The following is a 17,678-nucleotide window of genomic DNA, read 5'->3' as shown; positions in this document are numbered from 1 at the left end:
AAGCGCTTGCACTCGTGGTGCGGCTATCGCTCGCCGAACGCCTTCGAAGCCGCCGGATCAGCTACACTTACTATCGCATCTTGATTAAATCCCCGTGTCCACTTTCCGGGGTTCGGGCCCAGCAATCGGGACGAGCGCGGACAACTCGTTGGCGGAGTCGTTCAACGCCACGCTGAAACGGGAAGTCCTCCAGGACGAGTCCGTTTTCCCAAGTCAGCTCGTATGTCGTCGGGACGTGTTCCGGTGGTGCACGCACTACAACACCAAGCGCTTGCACTCGTGGTGCGGCTATCGCTCGCCGAACGCCTTCGAAGCCGCCGGATCAGCTACACTTACTATCGCATCTTGATTAAATCCCCGTGTCCACTTTCCGGGGTTCGGGCCCTGTCGATGCAGGCCGCGTGCCAGGCAGTAGCTCCAAAGTTGGGGGTTTCATGGCACACAGCTCGTCAATGGACCCAACAGGCTCGCCGTGCAGGAAACACCCCAGAACCAGTGCCTGAAGACTTGGCCGCCGAAAACGCCAGGCTACGCCGCGAAAATCAAGAGCTTCGAGATACCAACGAGTTACTGAAGGCCGCGTCAGCTTTTTTCGCGTCGGAACTCGACCCCAAACGTCGGAAATGATCCGGTTCATCGATAAATACCGGGATTGTTTCTCTGTCGAGTTCATTTGCAAGACGTTGAAAAATAACCGGGCTGGTGGGTTCATCACCTCGCGTGGTTATCGCCAGTCCAAAGCCCGAGGGCTTAAGTGCTCGTCGCCTTCGTGATGCTGTTCTAGTTGAACGCATTAGTGCTGTTAATCGGGATAATTACGGTGTCTACGGCGTGCGGAAAATGTGGCATGCGCTTCACCGTGACGGAATAGATATCGGCCGTGAGCAAACCGCCCGGCTGATGCGCTTGGCCGGTGTTTCTGGCAAAGGCACAGGCGGATCACCTATCACAACCCGTACACCTCAACATGCCGGATCTGCGCCCGGATTTGGTCGAGCGTGAGTTCAAAGCCCAAGGCCTTAAACAAGCTGTGGGTGGCCGGCATTACCTACGTGCGCACGAAGAAAGGCTTTGTGTATGCCGCATTTGTCACTGACGTTTACTCCCGACGGATAGTGGATGGGCATTATCGGACTCGATGCGCACCGAGGCATTACCGCTGCAAGCACTCAACCAAGCGATTGTGAAGTGTCCCAGGATCTGTTCCGTTTAAGTAGAAGAGAACACCTTGGAAACCTCACCGCGCCAACATTAAATGTTGTCTAGTTCGCGAACCCCACAACTCAACAAATTCGGATATGCGGGCAAAACCCCGCTTCCTCCGTGGATATCTATCCGGAAGGAAGCGGGGTTGCAATGTGCCCCTGGTGAGACTCGAACTCACACTGGACGGGTTTTGAATCCGTTGCCTCTGCCAATTGGGCTACAGGGGCAATCAAAAGCGAGCGCCTTTGACTGTTGGAAATACTAGCGCAGGGGTTGGCGCAATTCCTAATTGGGGTCCCTTTCCGGTGAAAAGGCCTGCTCAAGACGGTGGGGTTGGGCGGGGTATCGCCGTGTCCATTGTGTTGCCTAATATGGGGCAGGTGACTTCCAATAAGACCCGCCTTTTGCTCATTGACGGCCATTCGATGGCATTTCGTGCCTTTTATGCCCTGCCGGTGGAAAACTTTTCTACCTCCGGCGGCCAGCACACCAACGCCGTGTATGGCTTTTTATCCATGCTGTCCAATATCGTCTCTGAGGAAAGGCCGGATGCTATCGCGGTGGCCTTTGACGTCGGCCGGAAGACTTTCCGTACGGAGATGTTCCCGGAATATAAGGCGCAGCGAGAGGCCGCGCCGGAAGAATTTAAGGGCCAAGTAGACATCATTCGCGATACCTTGGAGACCTTGGGCATTACGACGCTCTCGCGTGAAAATTACGAGGCCGACGATATTTTGGCCACCCTGGCAACCCAAGCGCAGGGCTACGAGACGCTGATTGTCACCGGTGACCGCGATTACCTGCAGTTGGTTACGGATTCGACCACGGTGCTCTATCCCATGAAGGGCGTATCCACGCTGCACCGGTTTACGCCGGAAGCCGTCGAGGATAAATACGGGCTGACCCCCGCACAGTATCCCGACTTTGCTGCCTTGCGCGGCGATCCTTCCGATAACCTTCCCGGCATTCCCAAGGTGGGAGAAAAGACCGCCACCAAGTGGATAGTCAAGTATGGAGACTTGGCTTCGCTGGTAGAGCACGCCGAGGAAATCAATGGCGTGGTGGGAAATAACTTCCGCGAACGCATCGAGCAGGTGCAGATGAACCGGAAGCTCACCCAGATGATTACAGATATGGACTTAGACGTCGGCCCAGACGATCTGGCATTCAGAGAAGCCAAGGTTGCCGATGTTGCCGCGAAGTTCGATGAGCTGGAGTTCGGCACCAACCTGCGCGATCGTGTCTTAGCGGCCATTCCCAACGATGGCGCAGAGGCTGCTGAGCAATCCGCGGATGCCCCAGATGTCGAGCTCACCATCGATGACGCCTCGCTGAGCGAATGGTTACCTGGTCGCGAGCACGTAGCCGTGTATGTGCAGGGCGCGGGCACCCCGGGTCAGGGTGATGCCTCTGCCATCGCTTTGGTGGACCGTGAGCACCACGGCCTGCAGGTGGAACTCGGGGACCTATCCGCCGATGAGGAAAAGGCCTTGGTCCAATGGCTAGAATCGCCGGCCCCCAAGTATTTCCACGCCGCGAAGGCCGCGTTCCACATGTTGGCAGGGCGCGGCATCGAGCTTAACGGGCTTGCACACGATACGGCCTTGGCGGCGTATATCCTGCGCCCAGGCCAGCGCACCTACGAGCTTTCCGATGTCTACCAGCGCCACCTTCAAAAGTCCCTCGGCGCCGCCTCGGATCAGATGTCGCTGCTGGATAACTCCTCTCTGGTAGATCAGGCAGCAGCGATCATGGAGCTGGCGGAAAAACTTACTACGGAACTGCAGGACATCGACTCTTTCGAGTTGTACACCGACCTGGAACTGCCGCTGGTGACCATCCTGGCGCGCATGGAGGCTACGGGTATCGCGGTCGATGTAGACATTTTGGAAACCCAAAAGGATGCCTTTGTGGAGCAGGTCGCGGAACAAGAACGCTCCGCGCGCGAGCTTGCTGGCGATGACAAGCTCAACTTGAATTCGCCCAAGCAGCTGCAGAACGTACTTTTTGAGACCTTCGATATGCCCAAGACGAAAAAGACGAAGACGGGCTACTCCACGGCCGCGAAGGAAATCGAGCAGCTGGCCATCAAGCACCCGCACCCGTTCTTGGATCACCTTTTGGCCCACCGCGAGTACCAAAAGATGAAGACCACGCTCGAGGGCCTCATCAAGACCGTTCAGCCGGATGGCCGCATCCACACCACTTTTAACCAGACGGTGACTTCGACGGGGCGTTTGTCCTCGACGGAGCCCAACCTGCAAAACATCCCGGTGCGCACGGAGGCCGGTCGCCAAATTCGCTCGGCGTTTATCGTGGGAGAGGGCTTTGAGCAGCTAATGACCGCGGACTACTCGCAGATTGAAATGCGCGTTATGGCGCACCTCTCTGCCGATCCCGGGTTGATTGAGGCCTACAAGGCCGGCGAGGACTTGCACAATTTCGTTGGTTCTAGGGTCTTCGATGTGCCCGTTGACCAGGTGACCCCTGAGCTGCGCCGCCGGGTAAAGGCCATGTCTTATGGCTTGGTCTACGGTCTGTCCGCATTTGGACTTTCGCAGCAGCTGGGAATCCCGGCGGGCGAAGCCAAGTCCATTATGGAAAGCTACTTCGAGCGCTTTGGCGGCGTGAAGAAATACCTGGATGATGTCGTGGAGCAAGCCCGCAAGGATGGTTATACGGCCACGCTCTTTGGTCGCCGCCGCTACCTGCCAGAGCTCAACTCCGATAACCGGCTGGCCCGCGAAAACGCGGAACGCGCTGCGCTCAATGCCCCAATCCAGGGAACGGCCGCAGATATCATTAAGGTCGCGATGATTCGCGTGGACCGCGCGTTGCGCGATATGAAATCCCGTGTATTGCTCCAGGTGCACGATGAATTGGTGGTGGAGGTCGCCCCCGGTGAGGCCGATCAAGTCCGCGAGATTCTTGAGCGCGAGATGGATTCTGCCATCGAGCTGAATGTGCCACTCGAGGTCTCTGCTGGTGCCGGCACGGATTGGGACGCCGCGGCCCACTAGTTCGATGATGATGCTTAACCGGCGTGAGCGCGCCCGCATGCGCTTGGCCGCCCAGGGGCTTACGGCCCTGCGCTGGCACACCGCCGCAGAGGCAGTGCGCGCCTTTGGCGTCATGCAGGGCCAGGACCTGCATTCGGTGCGCCGGTCCTTGGCACTGCGTGCACCGAATGAATCGGATAACTCCGAGATCGTGCGCGGCTATGCGATGCGCAATACGTTGTTCGCCGCCTCCGTCAAGGATATGGGCTGGATAACTGAACTGTGCGCAAAGCCTCGCAAGGGAGATGCCGCGGTACGGGAAGCCGTGCTGCAGCTTATCGATGCCCCATTAACGCGCGCAGAATTGAAATCACGCGCCGCCCAAGCCTTGCCCGAGTTGCCTTTCTGGCACGTAGTACGTATTAGCATGGAAAGCGGGCATGCGTGTTATGCGGGCGAAGAACAGCTCATTACTCCGGTCGAGCTAGACGGCATGGAGGCCCTTTTTAATGGCGACTCGGTGGCCGCCACGACGGAATTGATGACGCGCTATTTTCGCACCCATGGGCCGGCGACTGTGCAGGACTTTGCGTGGTGGTGCAAGCTGCCCCAAAGACTTATTCGTCCCGCAGCCGAGAAGTTGCCTGATGACCTTATCCGGATAGGAAGGGAAGGCGAGGAGCTGGTCTCTGCAGAGGTCCTAGAGCTACCAGAGGTGAAAAAGAAGAAATCGGTGCTGCTTTTAGGCGCCTTTGATGAGTATATCCTGGGCTACCAAGATCGGCTTTTTGCCATGTCAGCGGATATGCACCATGCTCTCGTTCCCGGGAACCAGGGCATTTTCCGCCGCGCCATCGTTATCGACGGCCAAGTGCGCGGCATGTGGAATAAACAGGGGATTGAGGACTGGGGGATTCCCGCTTACGCAGCAGGCCGCGTGGAACGCCAGTGGAAGGAGTGCTGAGAAGTGCGTGAGGCAGAAGAGGATTTTAAAGTAATTTCATGGAGTTTCTCGGAAAACGTATTACGTGGAAGTCTCACCCCTACACCTTGCGCTTTTTTGAGACTACGTGGGCAGCCATGGTCGCATACCTGGCGGGACAGATTGCTGAGAGCGGCTTAAAAGAAGCGGTAAGCAGCGATACATCCGACTTCATATTCTATGCGGTTATAACTTTTGGGTTTTTCCTTTCTGCTGGCAACGCCGCCAGGGAAGGCGAGAACCCGTGGCGCTACCGAATACAGGCGGCCGGTGTAATGATCGCGGTAACTGTCATTGCCGTGGCCTTCCCATATTCGTGGGTATTTGCGCTCATTACTATTGCTGCCGTGGTGTACTACCTCTCGCCGCGCATCGCGGTGGAATCTTGCTGAGGCCGCTTTTCCACTAGGCAGCCGGCCAAGAGGTCAAAGGGCGTTTGGCCGATGGCTAAAACCGAAAGGCCTAAAATTGCAAGGATAATGCCGTCGATGCCCCAGCCGGTAAGCGTCAGGGGCGTGAGCAGCAGCCACGAATTGCGCAGGCAGGCGGTGACAAACGGCGAGCGGGCCGGGATAATTTCTAACTGCATCGACCATTTGCCCAGCGAGGTAGACTTCTTCGTCTCCCACCCACACGCGGTAGATATAAAAGGCCACGGCGAGAGCGACCGCCTCGTAGATTTCTTCGGGGCGGCCGGATAAGGGGGTACTGGCAAGAGCATTAATCAGCCACCGCACCACGGTGACGATGGCGGCGACGAGAAAGGCGTCGATCCACCATGCCACAGCACGGCGCAGGGCAATTCCCAGTCTTTCGGCAATCATGTTGTCCACGTTAGCTGTAGGCGTGGCAGATGAAAATCATGCTGCCTGGGAAAATCTCCCCGCGTTGCGGGGACCACTGACCCCAGGTGGTTTCTAAGCCTTCGGGCCATTCCGGTTCTATGATGTCCTCGATGAGAAACGGGCCGCGACCTTGAAGCGCGCGGAACCAATCGCTGATGGTGCGGTGAAATTCGGCGTAGGTGAGCGTCCCGGTGGAATCGTGTTCCAGGTAGGCGCGGTCGAAGTAGCTGATCTCTGCGGTAAGGCTGGTGGGATCGTCGGGGAAGATCCAGCGCATTGGGTGGGTCACGGAGAAGACGAAGCGCCCGCCTGGGTGTACAACGCGGGCAACTTCCGCGAGCGCGGCATCAAGATCGGCGAGGAAGGGGAATGCACCGAAGGCGGAAAACGCCACGTCAAAGGAATCGGTGGCGTAGGGAAGTGCCAGTGCATCGGCTTGGGTGAGTGCCAGACCAGGTTCTGCGTGGGCGAGCATGCCGCGGGAAATATCGCAGCCGGTGACAAATCGGGCGCGGGTGCTGAGCCATTGGGTGCAGGCGGCAGACCCGCAGCCGATTTCGAGGACGGCGGCGGAGGAGACATCGCCAAGCAGCTGCGCATCGGCCTCGTGCAGCATTTCTGGGCACCAATAAAAAGAGGAAAGGTACTCGGGGTGCTCGGCATGGTAAGAGACCGCATCATCATCCCAGTGGGATTGATTGGCGTGAGAGGGTGAAGTCACTGGGGTGGGTTACCTTTCTGATTGGCGTGCAATATTTGCCGTATAAGCTGGACAGATGTAGGCTTTTACAAGCATGTCTATGCCACGGGTTGTTGCAGGCTATTGTAGGAAAGCTTGGGGCAATCACGCGGCGGGATCGAATGTGGCCTCTATCTCCTGTATTTGTGCAGCGCAGATGGGCTTTTAATTCGAGAGACACGCAGTTGTCCACGAACGATTTCCTACATTTATTCGGAGCATTTTTACAATATGCCATCTTCTACTACCCCTCAGGTTGCGATCAACGATATCGGAACCGCAGAGGACTTCCTCGCAGCTGTAGACGCCACCATCAAGTACTTCAACGATGGTGACATTGTCGGGGGTACCGTCGTCAAGGTTGACCACGACGAGGTACTGCTGGACATCGGATACAAGACCGAAGGCGTTATCCCTTCCCGCGAGCTGTCCATCAAGCACGACGTCAACCCCGACGAAGTTGTCGAGGTCGGCGATGAGGTTGACGCGCTTGTCCTGACCAAGGAGGACAAGGAAGGCCGCCTGATCCTGTCCAAGAAGCGCGCACAGTACGAACGTGCTTGGGGCGCCATCGAGGAGCTGCAGGCCAAGGAAGAGCCGGTTACCGGTACCGTCATCGAGGTTGTCAAGGGCGGCCTCATCCTGGACATCGGCCTGCGCGGCTTCCTGCCTGCTTCCCTCGTTGAGATGCGTCGCGTCCGCGACCTAGAACCCTACATTGGCCAGGAGCTGGAAGCTAAGATCATCGAGCTGGACAAGCAGCGCAATAACGTTGTCCTGTCCCGTCGCGCATACCTGGAGCAGACCCAGTCCGAGGTCCGTTCCGAGTTCCTGCACCAGCTGCAGAAGGGTCAGGTCCGCAAGGGCGTTGTCTCTTCCATCGTCAACTTCGGCGCCTTCGTCGATCTTGGCGGCGTCGACGGCCTGGTTCACGTTTCCGAGCTGTCCTGGAAGCACATCGACCACCCATCCGAGGTTGTCACCGTTGGTGACGAGGTAACCGTTGAGGTTCTGGACGTTGATCTGGACCGCGAGCGCGTTTCCCTGTCCCTGAAGGCAACCCAGGAAGACCCATGGCGCGTCTTCGCCCGCACCCACGCTGTGGGCCAGATTGTGCCGGGCAAGGTCACCAAGCTGGTTCCGTTCGGTGCGTTCGTTCGCGTCGAGGAAGGCATCGAGGGCCTGGTTCACATCTCCGAGCTGGCTCAGCGCCACGTCGAGGTTCCGGACCAGGTTGTCACCGTTGGCCAGGAAGTTATGGTCAAGGTCATCGACATCGACCTCGAGCGTCGTCGTATCTCCTTGTCCGTCAAGCAGGCTGACGAGGACTACTCCGAAGAGTTCGATCCGTCCAAGTACGGCATGGCTGACTCCTACGACGAGCAGGGCAACTACGTGTTCCCAGAAGGCTTCGACCCGGACACCAACGAGTGGAAGGAAGGCTTCGACGAGCAGCGTCAGGCTTGGGAAGCACGCTACGCAGAGTCCGAGCGCCGCTTCAACCTGCACACCGCTCAGATCGAACGCAACCGCGCTGCCGCCGCAGAGGCCGCGGAGTCCGCTGAAGCATCCTCCAACTACTCGTCTGACTCCTCCGATGCAGCTCCGGCATCGGAGACTCAGGCAGAGTCCGGTGGATCCTTGGCTTCTGACGAGCAGCTCGCTGCACTGCGCGACAAGCTCGCCGGCAACTAAGACGCCTTTGGAACTTGGGGTGATATAACCCCTAACTCCACGCAGCTGCACTAGCCGCGTCCTTCTCCTTTTGGGAGACAGGACGCGGCTTTGTGAGTTTTATGACAGTATATGCAAACGATTGCCCGTTATTTTTCGTTTGCGGGTTCTTGACCTGCGGAGAAGTGACTGGGCCTCCAGAAAAGACAACTACCCCCACTAAAGGCCACTGAATTGGGCTTTTGTTTGTGTTGTCTCTCACTTATAATCCGAGTGTGACGTAATAGCCAGTTGAGTACTGACTATTGTTTTGTCTTTATGCAAGGAGTTGAAGTGGCATCTGTTAAGGACACTTCCACACACATCATCGATAGCTTGGGCGGCGCCGATAACATCACGTCGCTGACGCACTGCGCGACGCGCCTGCGTTTTCAACTCGCTGATGTGGGGAAAGTAGATCAGGAAAAGCTAGAAAGCGATACGGCCGTTCTCGGTTCCGTCACGCAGGGTACGCATGGCTACCAAGTGGTCATGGGTGGCGGCGTGGCCAACTACTACGGCGAAATCATCAAGGACCCTGGGGTAAACCCGCCGGATGAGGAGGGCTCCTCATCCAAGAAGAACTACGATGGTGTGCGCGGTAAGTACGATTGGATCGACTACTGCTTCGAGTTTCTCTCTGATACCTTCCGCCCGATTCTGTGGGCGCTGCTTGGTGCCTCCCTCATCATCACGCTGCTGGTGCTGGCGGATACCATTGGCATCCAAGACTTCCGCGCGCCGTTGGAAGAACAGCCTGAGGGCTACCGCTTGGCCCACGCGATGTTCCAATCGGTCTTCTACTTCCTGCCGGTGATGGTGGGTGCCACCGCCGCGCAGAAGCTAGGTGCGAATATGTGGGTCTCGGCCGCAATTCCTGCCGCACTGCTGACACCGGAATTCATGTCCCTGGGTGAACAGGGCGATACCGTGAACGTCTTCGGCCTGCCGCTGGTGATTAACTCTTACGGCTCCCAGGTATTCCCCCCGATTTTGGCCGCTATCGGCCTGTTCTGGGTGGAAAAGGGTCTGAAGAAGGTCATCCCGAGCGCCGTACACATGGTCTTCGTGCCATTCTTCTCGCTGCTCATCATGATTCCGGCCACGGCCTTTTTGCTCGGCCCATTCGGCATCGGCGTGGGCAACGGCATCTCCTGGGTACTGTTCCAGATCAATGACTTCTCGCCGTTCATCTTGGCCATTGTCATTCCGCTGCTGTACCCATTCCTGGTGCCCATGGGCCTGCACTGGCCGCTCAACGTGATCATGATTCAAAACATCACGACCTACGGCTACGACTTTATCCAGGGCCCGATGGGTGCGTGGAACTTTGCCTGCTTCGGTGTCACCGGCGCCGTGATGGTCATCTCCATGAGGGAGAAGAACAACTCCATGCGCCAGGTTTCCGTCGGTGCATTCGCAGCCGGCATGCTCGGCGGTATTTCGGAGCCGTCCCTCTACGGTATCTTGCTCCGCTTCCGCCGCACCTACTACCGCCTGCTGCCGGGTTGTGCCATTGGTGGTGCAGTGATGGGGCTATTCGATGTCCGCGCTAACGCCTTCGTCTTCACCTCCATCTTGACCACCCCAGCCATGACCCCGCAGGTGGGCTACATCATCGGCATCGCCGTGGCATTCTTCACCTCCTTCTCCCTCACGCTGCTGTTTGGCTACCGCACCGCAGAGGAAAAGCAGGCCGACCTCGAGCGCATCGCCCGCGAAAATAACGAGACTGTGGAAGAGGTCGCTAGCCGCTCCGAGTCCCGCATCATCGGAGGATCCGATGATGAGTCGGACGGTTCTGACAATGCACAGGCTGCAGGGGTTGCGTCCGCCACCGGGATCGCCACCAAGGAAGCAGAACAGGCAACCATCAAGCTGGACTCTCCTCTGGAGGGTGAGGCCGTGGACCTGTCCGAGGTACCCGATCCCATCTTCGCCGGCGCGAAGCTTGGGCCAGGCGCTGCAGTGAAGCCAACCGGCAATACCGTCTACGCGCCTGCCGATGGCACCGTGCTCACCGTCCAAAAGTCCGGCCACGCGATCGGTCTGAACCTGGATAACGGCGTACAGCTGCTCATCCACGTTGGCCTGGATACCGTGGAACTCGGCGGCGAGGGCTTTGATGTCCACGTGGAAAAGAAACAGCGCGTTTCCGCTGGCGATAAGCTCATCAGCTTTGACGCAGACTTCATCAAGTCCAAGGACTACAACCTGATTACCCCGGTCGTTGTTACCAACGCCAAGAAATTTGGTTCCGTGAGCGGCACTACCGGCGCTGTCACCCCAAGCGATGAACTCTTGCAGATTCATCCAAAGCCGGAAGAAGAACTCGAGTCCTAATAGACACGCGTAAATTCCGTACCAAGGAGCCCAGGCAGTCGTGCCGGGCTCCTTTTCGCGTACCCTGGTACCTTATGAAGCTAATCGGATTAACCGGGGGAATTGGCAGCGGGAAATCTACGGTAGCGAAGCTGTGCGCCCGGCGCGGCTGGCGGGTGGTGGACGCAGATCGCATAGCGAGGGACATCGTCAAGCCTGGCCAACCGGCATTGGCCGAGCTAGCGGAGAAATTCGGCGAGGACATCCTGCAGGAAGACGGCAGCCTCGACCGCAAGGAACTCGCTCGCCGGGCCTTCGTGGACAAGGAGCATACCGAGCTCCTCAATTCGATTACGCACCCGCGCATCCAAGAAGAGACCCAGCGGCAATTTGCCGCCGCGCGCGAAGAGGGCGTTGATTTTACGGTCTATGACATGCCGCTGCTGGTGGATAATGGGCTCGACGGGGATATGGATTTTGTCATCGTCGTGGACGTGGACCCAGAAGAGCGGGTGCGGCGCCTCGTGGATTTCCGCGGACTCGATGAGGAAGACGCGCGCAAAAGGATTAACGCCCAGATTTCTGATGAGAAGCGGCTCGCGGCAGCAAGCCATGTCATAGACAATAACGGCACGCAGGAACAACTGGCCGAGCACGCAGCGGCGGTCTGCGATGAGATCGAGGCGGCGTCTTCTTAACCTTAACCTTTTTGGTAGGTAGCGTTAACGCATTTTCCTATTAATGTTTACTTTTGGCTCCTACACTACTTGAGCGTGGGAACTTGGGGCACTGGACCATTCGATAATCACGCGGCGCGAGACGTACTCGATAGCCTGCGGGATGGTTCTTTTGATCTCCGGCACTTTCAGCGATCGTGCGGCACGGGGGTGCTCGATTCCGATGAAGCCGAAGCGGTCATAGCATTAGGTGCACTGACGAAGCTGCCTGCCGATGGCCTGCCAGACGGCGTAGCCCCACGGGATCTTACGTCCCTGTACACCCCGCAATCTAAGGCATGGCTGCGCCGGCGCATCAACCAAGCGATGCGCTCTGAGTCCTCGTCGGTCTACGCGCTCTGGGAACCAACGGGGGAGCTGAACCAGTGGCTGCACACCGCCCAGGCCGCGCTGCCGTGAAATGGCTAGCAGGAGCGTCCAAGCAGTAGAATAGCGGGCATGGCTTTTGCTGCTGAACATCCCCTTATTCCAAACTCTGAACACCGCGTCGTCGGCGAGGTAGAACGCACCCCCGGCAAGTTTCAGGTCGTTTCTGATTATGAACCCGCAGGTGACCAGCCTGCGGCCATCAAGGAACTTGATGAGCGCCTCAACCGTGACGAGCGCGACGTTGTGCTCATGGGCGCAACCGGTACGGGTAAGTCCGCGACGGCCGCGTGGTTGATTGAAAAGCAGCAGCGACCCACGCTCGTCATGGCGCCCAATAAGACCTTGGCCGCGCAGCTGGCCAATGAGCTGCGCCAATTATTGCCCAATAACGCGGTGGAATATTTCGTCTCCTATTACGACTACTACCAGCCAGAAGCCTATATCGCGCAGACCGATACCTATATTGAAAAAGACTCCTCCATCAATGAGGACGTCGAGCGCCTGCGCCACTCGGCCACCTCTGGATTGCTCTCGCGGCGCGATGTCGTGGTGGTCTCCTCGGTCTCGTGCATCTACGGCCTGGGTACCCCGCAATCCTATTTGGATCGCTCGGTCATTATCGCCGTCGACGAGGAGCTCGATAGGGACCGTTTCCTCCGGCTTTTGGTGGATATCCAATATGAGCGCAACGATGTGGGCTTTACCCGCGGTACCTTCCGCGTCAAGGGCGATACGGTCGATATCATTCCGGCGTACGAGGAGCGCGCGGTGCGCATTGAGTTTTTCGGCGATGATATCGACTCGCTGTACTATATCCACCCGGTAACCGGTGACGTTATCGAACAGGTCGATGAAGTGCGCATTTTCCCCGCCACGCACTACGTGGCCGGCCCAGAGCGGATGGAAAAGGCCGTGGCCGATATCAAGGAAGAGTTGGCTGAGCGCCTCGAGGATCTAGAAAACCGCGGCAAGCTCCTAGAAGCACAGCGGCTGCGCATGCGCACGGAATATGACCTAGAGATGATCGAGCAGGTGGGGTTCTGTTCCGGCATTGAGAACTACTCCCGCCACGTGGATGGCCGCCCGGCGGGGTCCGCGCCAGCCACGCTCTTGGACTATTTCCCAGAGGATTTTCTTACCATCATCGATGAGTCCCACGTGACCGTGCCACAGATAGGCGGCATGTACGAAGGCGATATGTCGCGCAAGCGAAACCTGGTGGAATTTGGCTTCCGCCTGCCATCCGCGGTGGACAACCGGCCACTGACCTTCGATGAGTTTGAAGAGCGCGTTGGTCAAACCGTCTATATGTCCGCCACCCCTGGCGATTTCGAAATGACCTCCTCCGGCGGCGAGTTTGTCGAGCAGGTCATTCGCCCGACCGGCCTGGTCGATCCTAAGGTGACGGTGAAGCCCACAAAGGGCCAGATTGATGACCTTATTGATGAGATCCGCGGCCGCATCGCCTCTCAGGAGCGCGTATTGGTCACCACCTTGACCAAGCGCATGGCAGAAGACCTGACGGATTACCTCTTGGAGCAGGGGATTAAGGTCCGCTACCTGCACTCGGATATCGATACGCTGCAGCGCGTGGAGCTGCTGCGCCAATTGCGCCAGGGCGAATTCGACGTGCTCGTGGGCATCAACCTCTTGCGCGAGGGCTTGGACTTGCCCGAGGTCTCGCTCGTGGCCATCCTCGATGCGGATAAGGAAGGCTTCTTGCGCTCGACGACGTCGCTCATCCAGACCATTGGCCGCGCCGCGCGTAACGTATCGGGCGAGGTCATCATGTACGCGGATAAAATCACCGACTCGATGCAAGAAGCCATCGATGAAACGGAGCGCCGCCGCGAGAAGCAGATTGCCTATAACAAGGAACACGGTGTGGATCCGCAGCCGCTGCGCAAGAAGATCGCGGATATCTTGGACCAGGTCTATGAGAACAATGGGGAGGAGACCGCCGAGTCGGATCCTTCAGCGGTGGTGGAAAAGCGCGACGTGTCCAGCATGGCCACCGATGAGGTTGAGGCGCTCATCAATGACCTGCAGGCACAGATGGGCGCTGCCGCGCGCGAACTGAAATTCGAGTTGGCCGGCCGGCTGCGCGATGAGATTGCGGATTTGAAGAAAGAACTGCGCGGGCTGAAGGAAGCCGGAATCTAGCGGCGTGCGCGCCGTCCTGGTAACGCTCTCCCCCTAAAAGTGCGCACTACTGCAACGATCGGCTTATTGGTCCGGCGTCCTGACTATACTGGGGGCGACTAAAAGCCGGTTCAATGTGCCGACCTAGTACTTCACCAGCAAGGAGAATCATGCTTTCGTATCACACCATCGCCGTCGGTACCGATGGCTCTGAAACTTCCCTGCGCGCCGTGCGCTCGGCGGCATCCATGGCGCGGGCATACGATGCCAAGCTCATTATCGTCTCCGCAGCCTATAACCATTCTGGGTCCATGCTCGGCGCCCCCAGCGGTGAGGGCTCCAGGCTACCGGTGGTCAGCGAAGAAATGGCCGATACCTACCTCACGAACGCGCAGCGGATTGCTGAGTCCGAAGGGGCGGAAAACATTGAGGTGGTCACCACCCCCGGTGACCCCGTCAACGCCTTAATCGAGGTCACGGAGAAATACGACGTTGAGCTCCTAGTCGTGGGCAATCGCGGCGTTAATTCCATGCGCGGGCGCGTTTTTGGCTCGGTGCCAACGGAACTTACCCATAAATCCAAGGTGGATGTCGTGGTGGTTAACACGAGTGAAAAACGTTAATCACTTTTCATTGTTAGACTTGCAGTAACGCCAAGTTGGCACACTAGAATAGTTAGGGTACACACCCACAAAGAAAGGTCATCATGAGCGACTACAGCACGATTGTTGTCGGTACTGACGGTTCCAAGTCCTCCCTCCTCGCCGTGGAGCGAGCAGCCAAGATTGCCGCTGCATTCGATGCCACGCTGATCATCGGTTGTGCTTACTACGAGAATCAAGAGCAGGCTTCGAAGACCTTGCGTCAGGATTCCGTCACTATTCTTGGTGATGAGAAAGCCGAAGCCAACCTGCAGGCAGGCAAGGAAGAAGCGGAAAAGCACGGTGTTTCCAAGGTAGAAACCGCCGTCCGCCCTGGCACGCCGGTGCAAGCCCTGATGTCCATTGTCAATGACAATGATGCAGACCTGCTCATCGTTGGTAACCGCGGCATTAATTCCCTGACCGGCCGTCTGCTCGGCTCGGTGCCAGCGGATGTGGCGCGTCAGTCCGATTGTGACGTCATGATTGTTCACACCGTCAATTAATCTAGGCTTTCGCCTGACCGGCTTTCGCCTTACCCACCGCGGCGAGTCCACCTCTGGATTCGCGCGGTGGGTTTTGTGATCCCAGCGGGCTAAAGCACGCCGGCAGTATCTCCTACAAGGGTCAGCGTTTGCGTGGCCCGGGTGATGCAGACGTACAGATTCTGCAGCCCCTGCGGGGAGGCATCGACAATCTCGCGCGGGTGAAGCACGATAACGTGGTCGAATTCGAGGCCCTTAACTGCTTCGGCGTTCGTGGAATCAATGACCGCGGTCAGGCGGCCATCGTCCTCGGTGGTAATGCCGGGGGTGAAGTCGGCATCGGCAAGCCGGCGCACCGGCTCGCCATCGCGGATGGCAATGGCCGGGGTGGCATCCGGATCGATGGAGGCCAACAGGCCATTGGCAAGCTCGGTAATGGGCTCGGGCGTGCGGTAATTGACGGTAAGGAGGTGGTGGCGGAAGCGCTGGGCGATGAACGGTTCCAGGGCCTCGCCCCAGTCATCCACGCCGGCAGGGGAGCCCGTCTGCGAGGTATCGCCAACCAACGTCATCCACCGGGACGGGCAGCGGCGGAAGAGCATCCGCCATTCCATCGGGGTAAGCTCCTGCGCCTCGTCCACGATGATATGGCCAAAGGCCCACGTGTGATCCTCCCGGGCGCGCTGCGCGGTGGTGCGCGTATCCCGCACCTCCTGGCGCTGCGCCAGGGTTTCTGCGTCGATCACGTCGTGCGCCGAAAGAATTTCCGCCTCAAACATGTCATCGTCGTTATCGGTCGATTCGGAGGAGGACAGGATATCCAGCGCACCTTCTGCATCCGCGATTTGCTCGCGCCACTCGGCGTCCTTGGCCGCCTTCTTTTCCTCCGGATTGGGCAGCCCGATGAGGACGGCCAACTCATCCAAAAGGGCAGCATCGGAATCAGTCCAGGCGTAGCCATCAGCGCGGTACAAGGCGGCCTGGGTTTCCTCGTCGTAGCCGCGGGCAGCCGAGGCAATGCGTTCGCGGGAAGACAATAACGCGGCGAGTACCTCAGAGGGATCAAGCTCGGGCCAAAAATCATCGATGCAGCCCACCACGGACTCATCAATGGCAAGATCGTCGTGGAATTGGTCCACATCCGCGCGGCTTAAGAGGTTTTCCCCGCCCAGGGGATCCGTGCCCACCTTGGTGGCCATCTCCTGGGCCAGGTCCTCTACGAAGTGCTCGATGAACGCCTCGCGCGCCTGGTTATGCGGCTTGCGTGAGCGGCGGGCGCGGGTGCGCGCCCTCTTCACCATGGACGGCGTGATGGTCAGGGTCAGGCCATCCACGGTGATGTCCCGAGGCTCATTCGGCACCTGCTGATAATCCTTGACGGCGGCGCTCAGGATTTCCGCCATGGCCGCACTGCCCTTAATCTCGCGGCCCACAAGCCCCTCGGTATGGGTGGGAGTAATGCCGGGAAATAACCCACCGATGGTGGAGAGCACGACACCGGTTTCACCGAGTTCTGGCAGCACGCGGGAAATATAGTCCAAGAAATTGGTATTGGGCCCAACGATGAGTACACCGGTGGAAGATAGCAGTTCGCGGTGGGTATAGAGCAGGTAGGCAACGCGGTGCAGCGCGACGGCAGTCTTACCGGTGCCGGGGCCGCCTTCTACGACCATGACGCCGCGGGTATTATCCCGAATGATCTCGTCCTGCTCGCGCTGGATTGTTTCCACGATGGACGTCATGTGTCCCGTGCGGGCGCGTTGCATGGCAAAGTACAGGGCGGACTCGCTCGCCACGCCCGCCTCTTCCTCTCGCACGCCTGGGCCATCTAAGGCCTCATCATTGACATCAGTGACCGTGCGGCCGGACATGCGGATCTGGCGGCGCGTGTGTACGCCTTCAGGTTGTGCGGTGGTGGCGAGGTAAAAGGGGCGGGCCATGGGCGCGCGCCAATCCAGAAGGAGGGTGCGATAGTTTTCTTCGCGCGCATCCAAACCCATGCGGCCGATATAGCGGCGGTCCAGTCCTTCTTCAGTCGGGTTATCGCCGGGAGCATCGATATCGATACGGCCAAAGACGAGCCCCATCTGCGCGACGTTGAGGCGGTCCAATTTGGCCTGCAAGCCGTGGTATTCCGTTTCGCGGCGCACTAAGGCATCGGCATCGGGGGTCGCCGGATCGACCTCGGCCTGGACCTCATTCAGGCGCGCGTTTGCCGCGGCTACCTCGTCATCTAGGCGGTCAAAAAGGCCATCGACATAGTTCTGCTCGGCTTCGATGGCTGAAATTCCAGCGTTATCCGCGCGGCTGGATGAAGATGCGTCAGCGGGAGAATGAGTGGCTGGAGAATTCTTCGGTGCAGAGTTCACAAGACTCCTCAGAATGAAACACGAAAATATGGGGTGGGCGCGCATCCGCGTGCCGTGTAGGGGAGGTTCGAGTTTAGACCTTGCCGTGACAAAGAACAACGGCCCAGCGTAGGGGCTGGGCCGTGTGCG

The 17,678-nt window shown here is 58.4% G+C and carries 14 protein-coding genes, 1 tRNA gene and 2 pseudogenes; 13 read left to right on the top strand and 4 right to left on the bottom strand.

All coding sequences use genetic code 11. From position 1 onward, the window contains the following. Positions 1–121: 121 nt before the first annotated feature. The 3 genes and pseudogenes from MHX65_RS09665 to MHX65_RS11680 all read left to right on the top strand — a co-directional run. Positions 122–349, top strand: a pseudogene (locus MHX65_RS09665) (integrase core domain-containing protein); the annotation flags it as partial. A gap of 41 nt (positions 350–390) precedes the next feature. Next, on the top strand, positions 391–627 hold the full coding sequence (locus tag MHX65_RS09660; protein ID WP_239269882.1) for a transposase: 237 nt from the start codon (positions 391–393) through the stop codon (positions 625–627). Between the two features lie 165 nt (positions 628–792). Continuing rightward, a pseudogene (locus tag MHX65_RS11680) lies at positions 793–1,201 on the top strand (transposase); the annotation flags it as partial. 158 nt (positions 1,202–1,359) lie between these two features. Here the strand turns inward: MHX65_RS11680 and MHX65_RS09655 are convergent. Beyond that, positions 1,360–1,433 (bottom strand) — tRNA-Leu (locus MHX65_RS09655). A gap of 144 nt (positions 1,434–1,577) precedes the next feature. Between MHX65_RS09655 and polA the strand changes: the two genes are divergently transcribed. Genes polA through MHX65_RS09640 form a run of 3 tightly spaced genes read left to right on the top strand, consistent with a single transcriptional unit; the run spans position 1,578 to position 5,579 of the window. Then, the gene (gene polA / locus MHX65_RS09650) at positions 1,578–4,226 is read left to right on the top strand and encodes a DNA polymerase I (protein ID WP_239269881.1); all 2,649 of its coding nucleotides are present in this window, start codon (positions 1,578–1,580) and stop codon (positions 4,224–4,226) included. 10 nt (positions 4,227–4,236) lie between these two features. Further along, positions 4,237–5,169, top strand: a complete 933-nt coding sequence (locus MHX65_RS09645; protein WP_239269880.1) for a DNA glycosylase AlkZ-like family protein — start codon at positions 4,237–4,239, stop codon at positions 5,167–5,169. A 38-nt stretch (positions 5,170–5,207) separates the two neighbouring features. Continuing rightward, on the top strand, positions 5,208–5,579 hold the full coding sequence (locus MHX65_RS09640; RefSeq protein WP_239269879.1) for a hypothetical protein: 372 nt from the start codon (positions 5,208–5,210) through the stop codon (positions 5,577–5,579). 33 nt (positions 5,580–5,612) lie between these two features. On the opposite strand, the gene MHX65_RS09635 is transcribed toward MHX65_RS09640, so the two are convergent. Next, a complete protein-coding gene (locus tag MHX65_RS09635; RefSeq protein ID WP_239269878.1) occupies positions 5,613–6,011 on the bottom strand; it encodes a hypothetical protein in 399 nt (132 codons plus the stop codon). A gap of 10 nt (positions 6,012–6,021) precedes the next feature. Continuing rightward, positions 6,022–6,753, bottom strand: a complete 732-nt coding sequence (locus tag MHX65_RS09630; RefSeq protein ID WP_239269877.1) for a class I SAM-dependent methyltransferase — start codon at positions 6,751–6,753, stop codon at positions 6,022–6,024. Between the two features lie 249 nt (positions 6,754–7,002). Here MHX65_RS09630 and rpsA point away from each other — a divergent pair, with 249 nt between their 5' ends. From rpsA to MHX65_RS09595, 7 genes are all read left to right on the top strand, one after another. Then, positions 7,003–8,466, top strand: coding sequence for a 30S ribosomal protein S1 (rpsA, locus tag MHX65_RS09625; protein WP_239269876.1), 1,464 nt, complete (start codon positions 7,003–7,005; stop codon positions 8,464–8,466). Positions 8,467–8,763: 297 nt separating this feature from the next. Continuing rightward, positions 8,764–10,827 (top strand): glucose PTS transporter subunit IIA, encoded by a 2,064-nt coding sequence (locus MHX65_RS09620; protein ID WP_239269875.1) that lies wholly within the window; start codon positions 8,764–8,766, stop codon positions 10,825–10,827. A 74-nt stretch (positions 10,828–10,901) separates the two neighbouring features. After that, positions 10,902–11,504: a dephospho-CoA kinase gene (coaE, locus tag MHX65_RS09615; protein WP_239269874.1), complete on the top strand. Its 603-nt coding sequence runs from the start codon at positions 10,902–10,904 to the stop codon at positions 11,502–11,504. Positions 11,505–11,579: 75 nt separating this feature from the next. Beyond that, positions 11,580–11,942: a DUF4259 domain-containing protein gene (locus MHX65_RS09610; protein ID WP_239269873.1), complete on the top strand. Its 363-nt coding sequence runs from the start codon at positions 11,580–11,582 to the stop codon at positions 11,940–11,942. Positions 11,943–11,981: 39 nt separating this feature from the next. Beyond that, positions 11,982–14,075 (top strand): excinuclease ABC subunit UvrB, encoded by a 2,094-nt coding sequence (uvrB, locus tag MHX65_RS09605; protein WP_239269872.1) that lies wholly within the window; start codon positions 11,982–11,984, stop codon positions 14,073–14,075. Positions 14,076–14,224: 149 nt separating this feature from the next. Next, positions 14,225–14,677, top strand: coding sequence for a universal stress protein (locus MHX65_RS09600; RefSeq protein WP_239269871.1), 453 nt, complete (start codon positions 14,225–14,227; stop codon positions 14,675–14,677). Between the two features lie 83 nt (positions 14,678–14,760). Continuing rightward, entirely contained in the window at positions 14,761–15,201 is a 441-nt protein-coding gene (locus MHX65_RS09595) for a universal stress protein (RefSeq protein WP_005282685.1), read from the top strand. An 89-nt stretch (positions 15,202–15,290) separates the two neighbouring features. Here MHX65_RS09595 and MHX65_RS09590 read toward each other — a convergent pair whose 3' ends face one another. Then, positions 15,291–17,594 carry a HelD family protein gene (locus MHX65_RS09590; RefSeq protein WP_255716992.1) on the bottom strand — a complete coding sequence of 768 codons (2,304 nt, stop codon included), beginning with the start codon at positions 17,592–17,594 and terminating at the stop codon, positions 15,291–15,293. Between the last annotated feature and the right edge of the window lie 84 nt (positions 17,595–17,678).

The sequence above is a fragment of the Corynebacterium sp. ACRPS genome (genome assembly GCF_022346005.1).
Lineage (GTDB): Bacteria > Actinomycetota > Actinomycetes > Mycobacteriales > Mycobacteriaceae > Corynebacterium.
The sequence above is the reverse complement of the archived record's forward strand: the minus strand, read 5'-3'. Positions and strand labels throughout refer to the sequence as shown.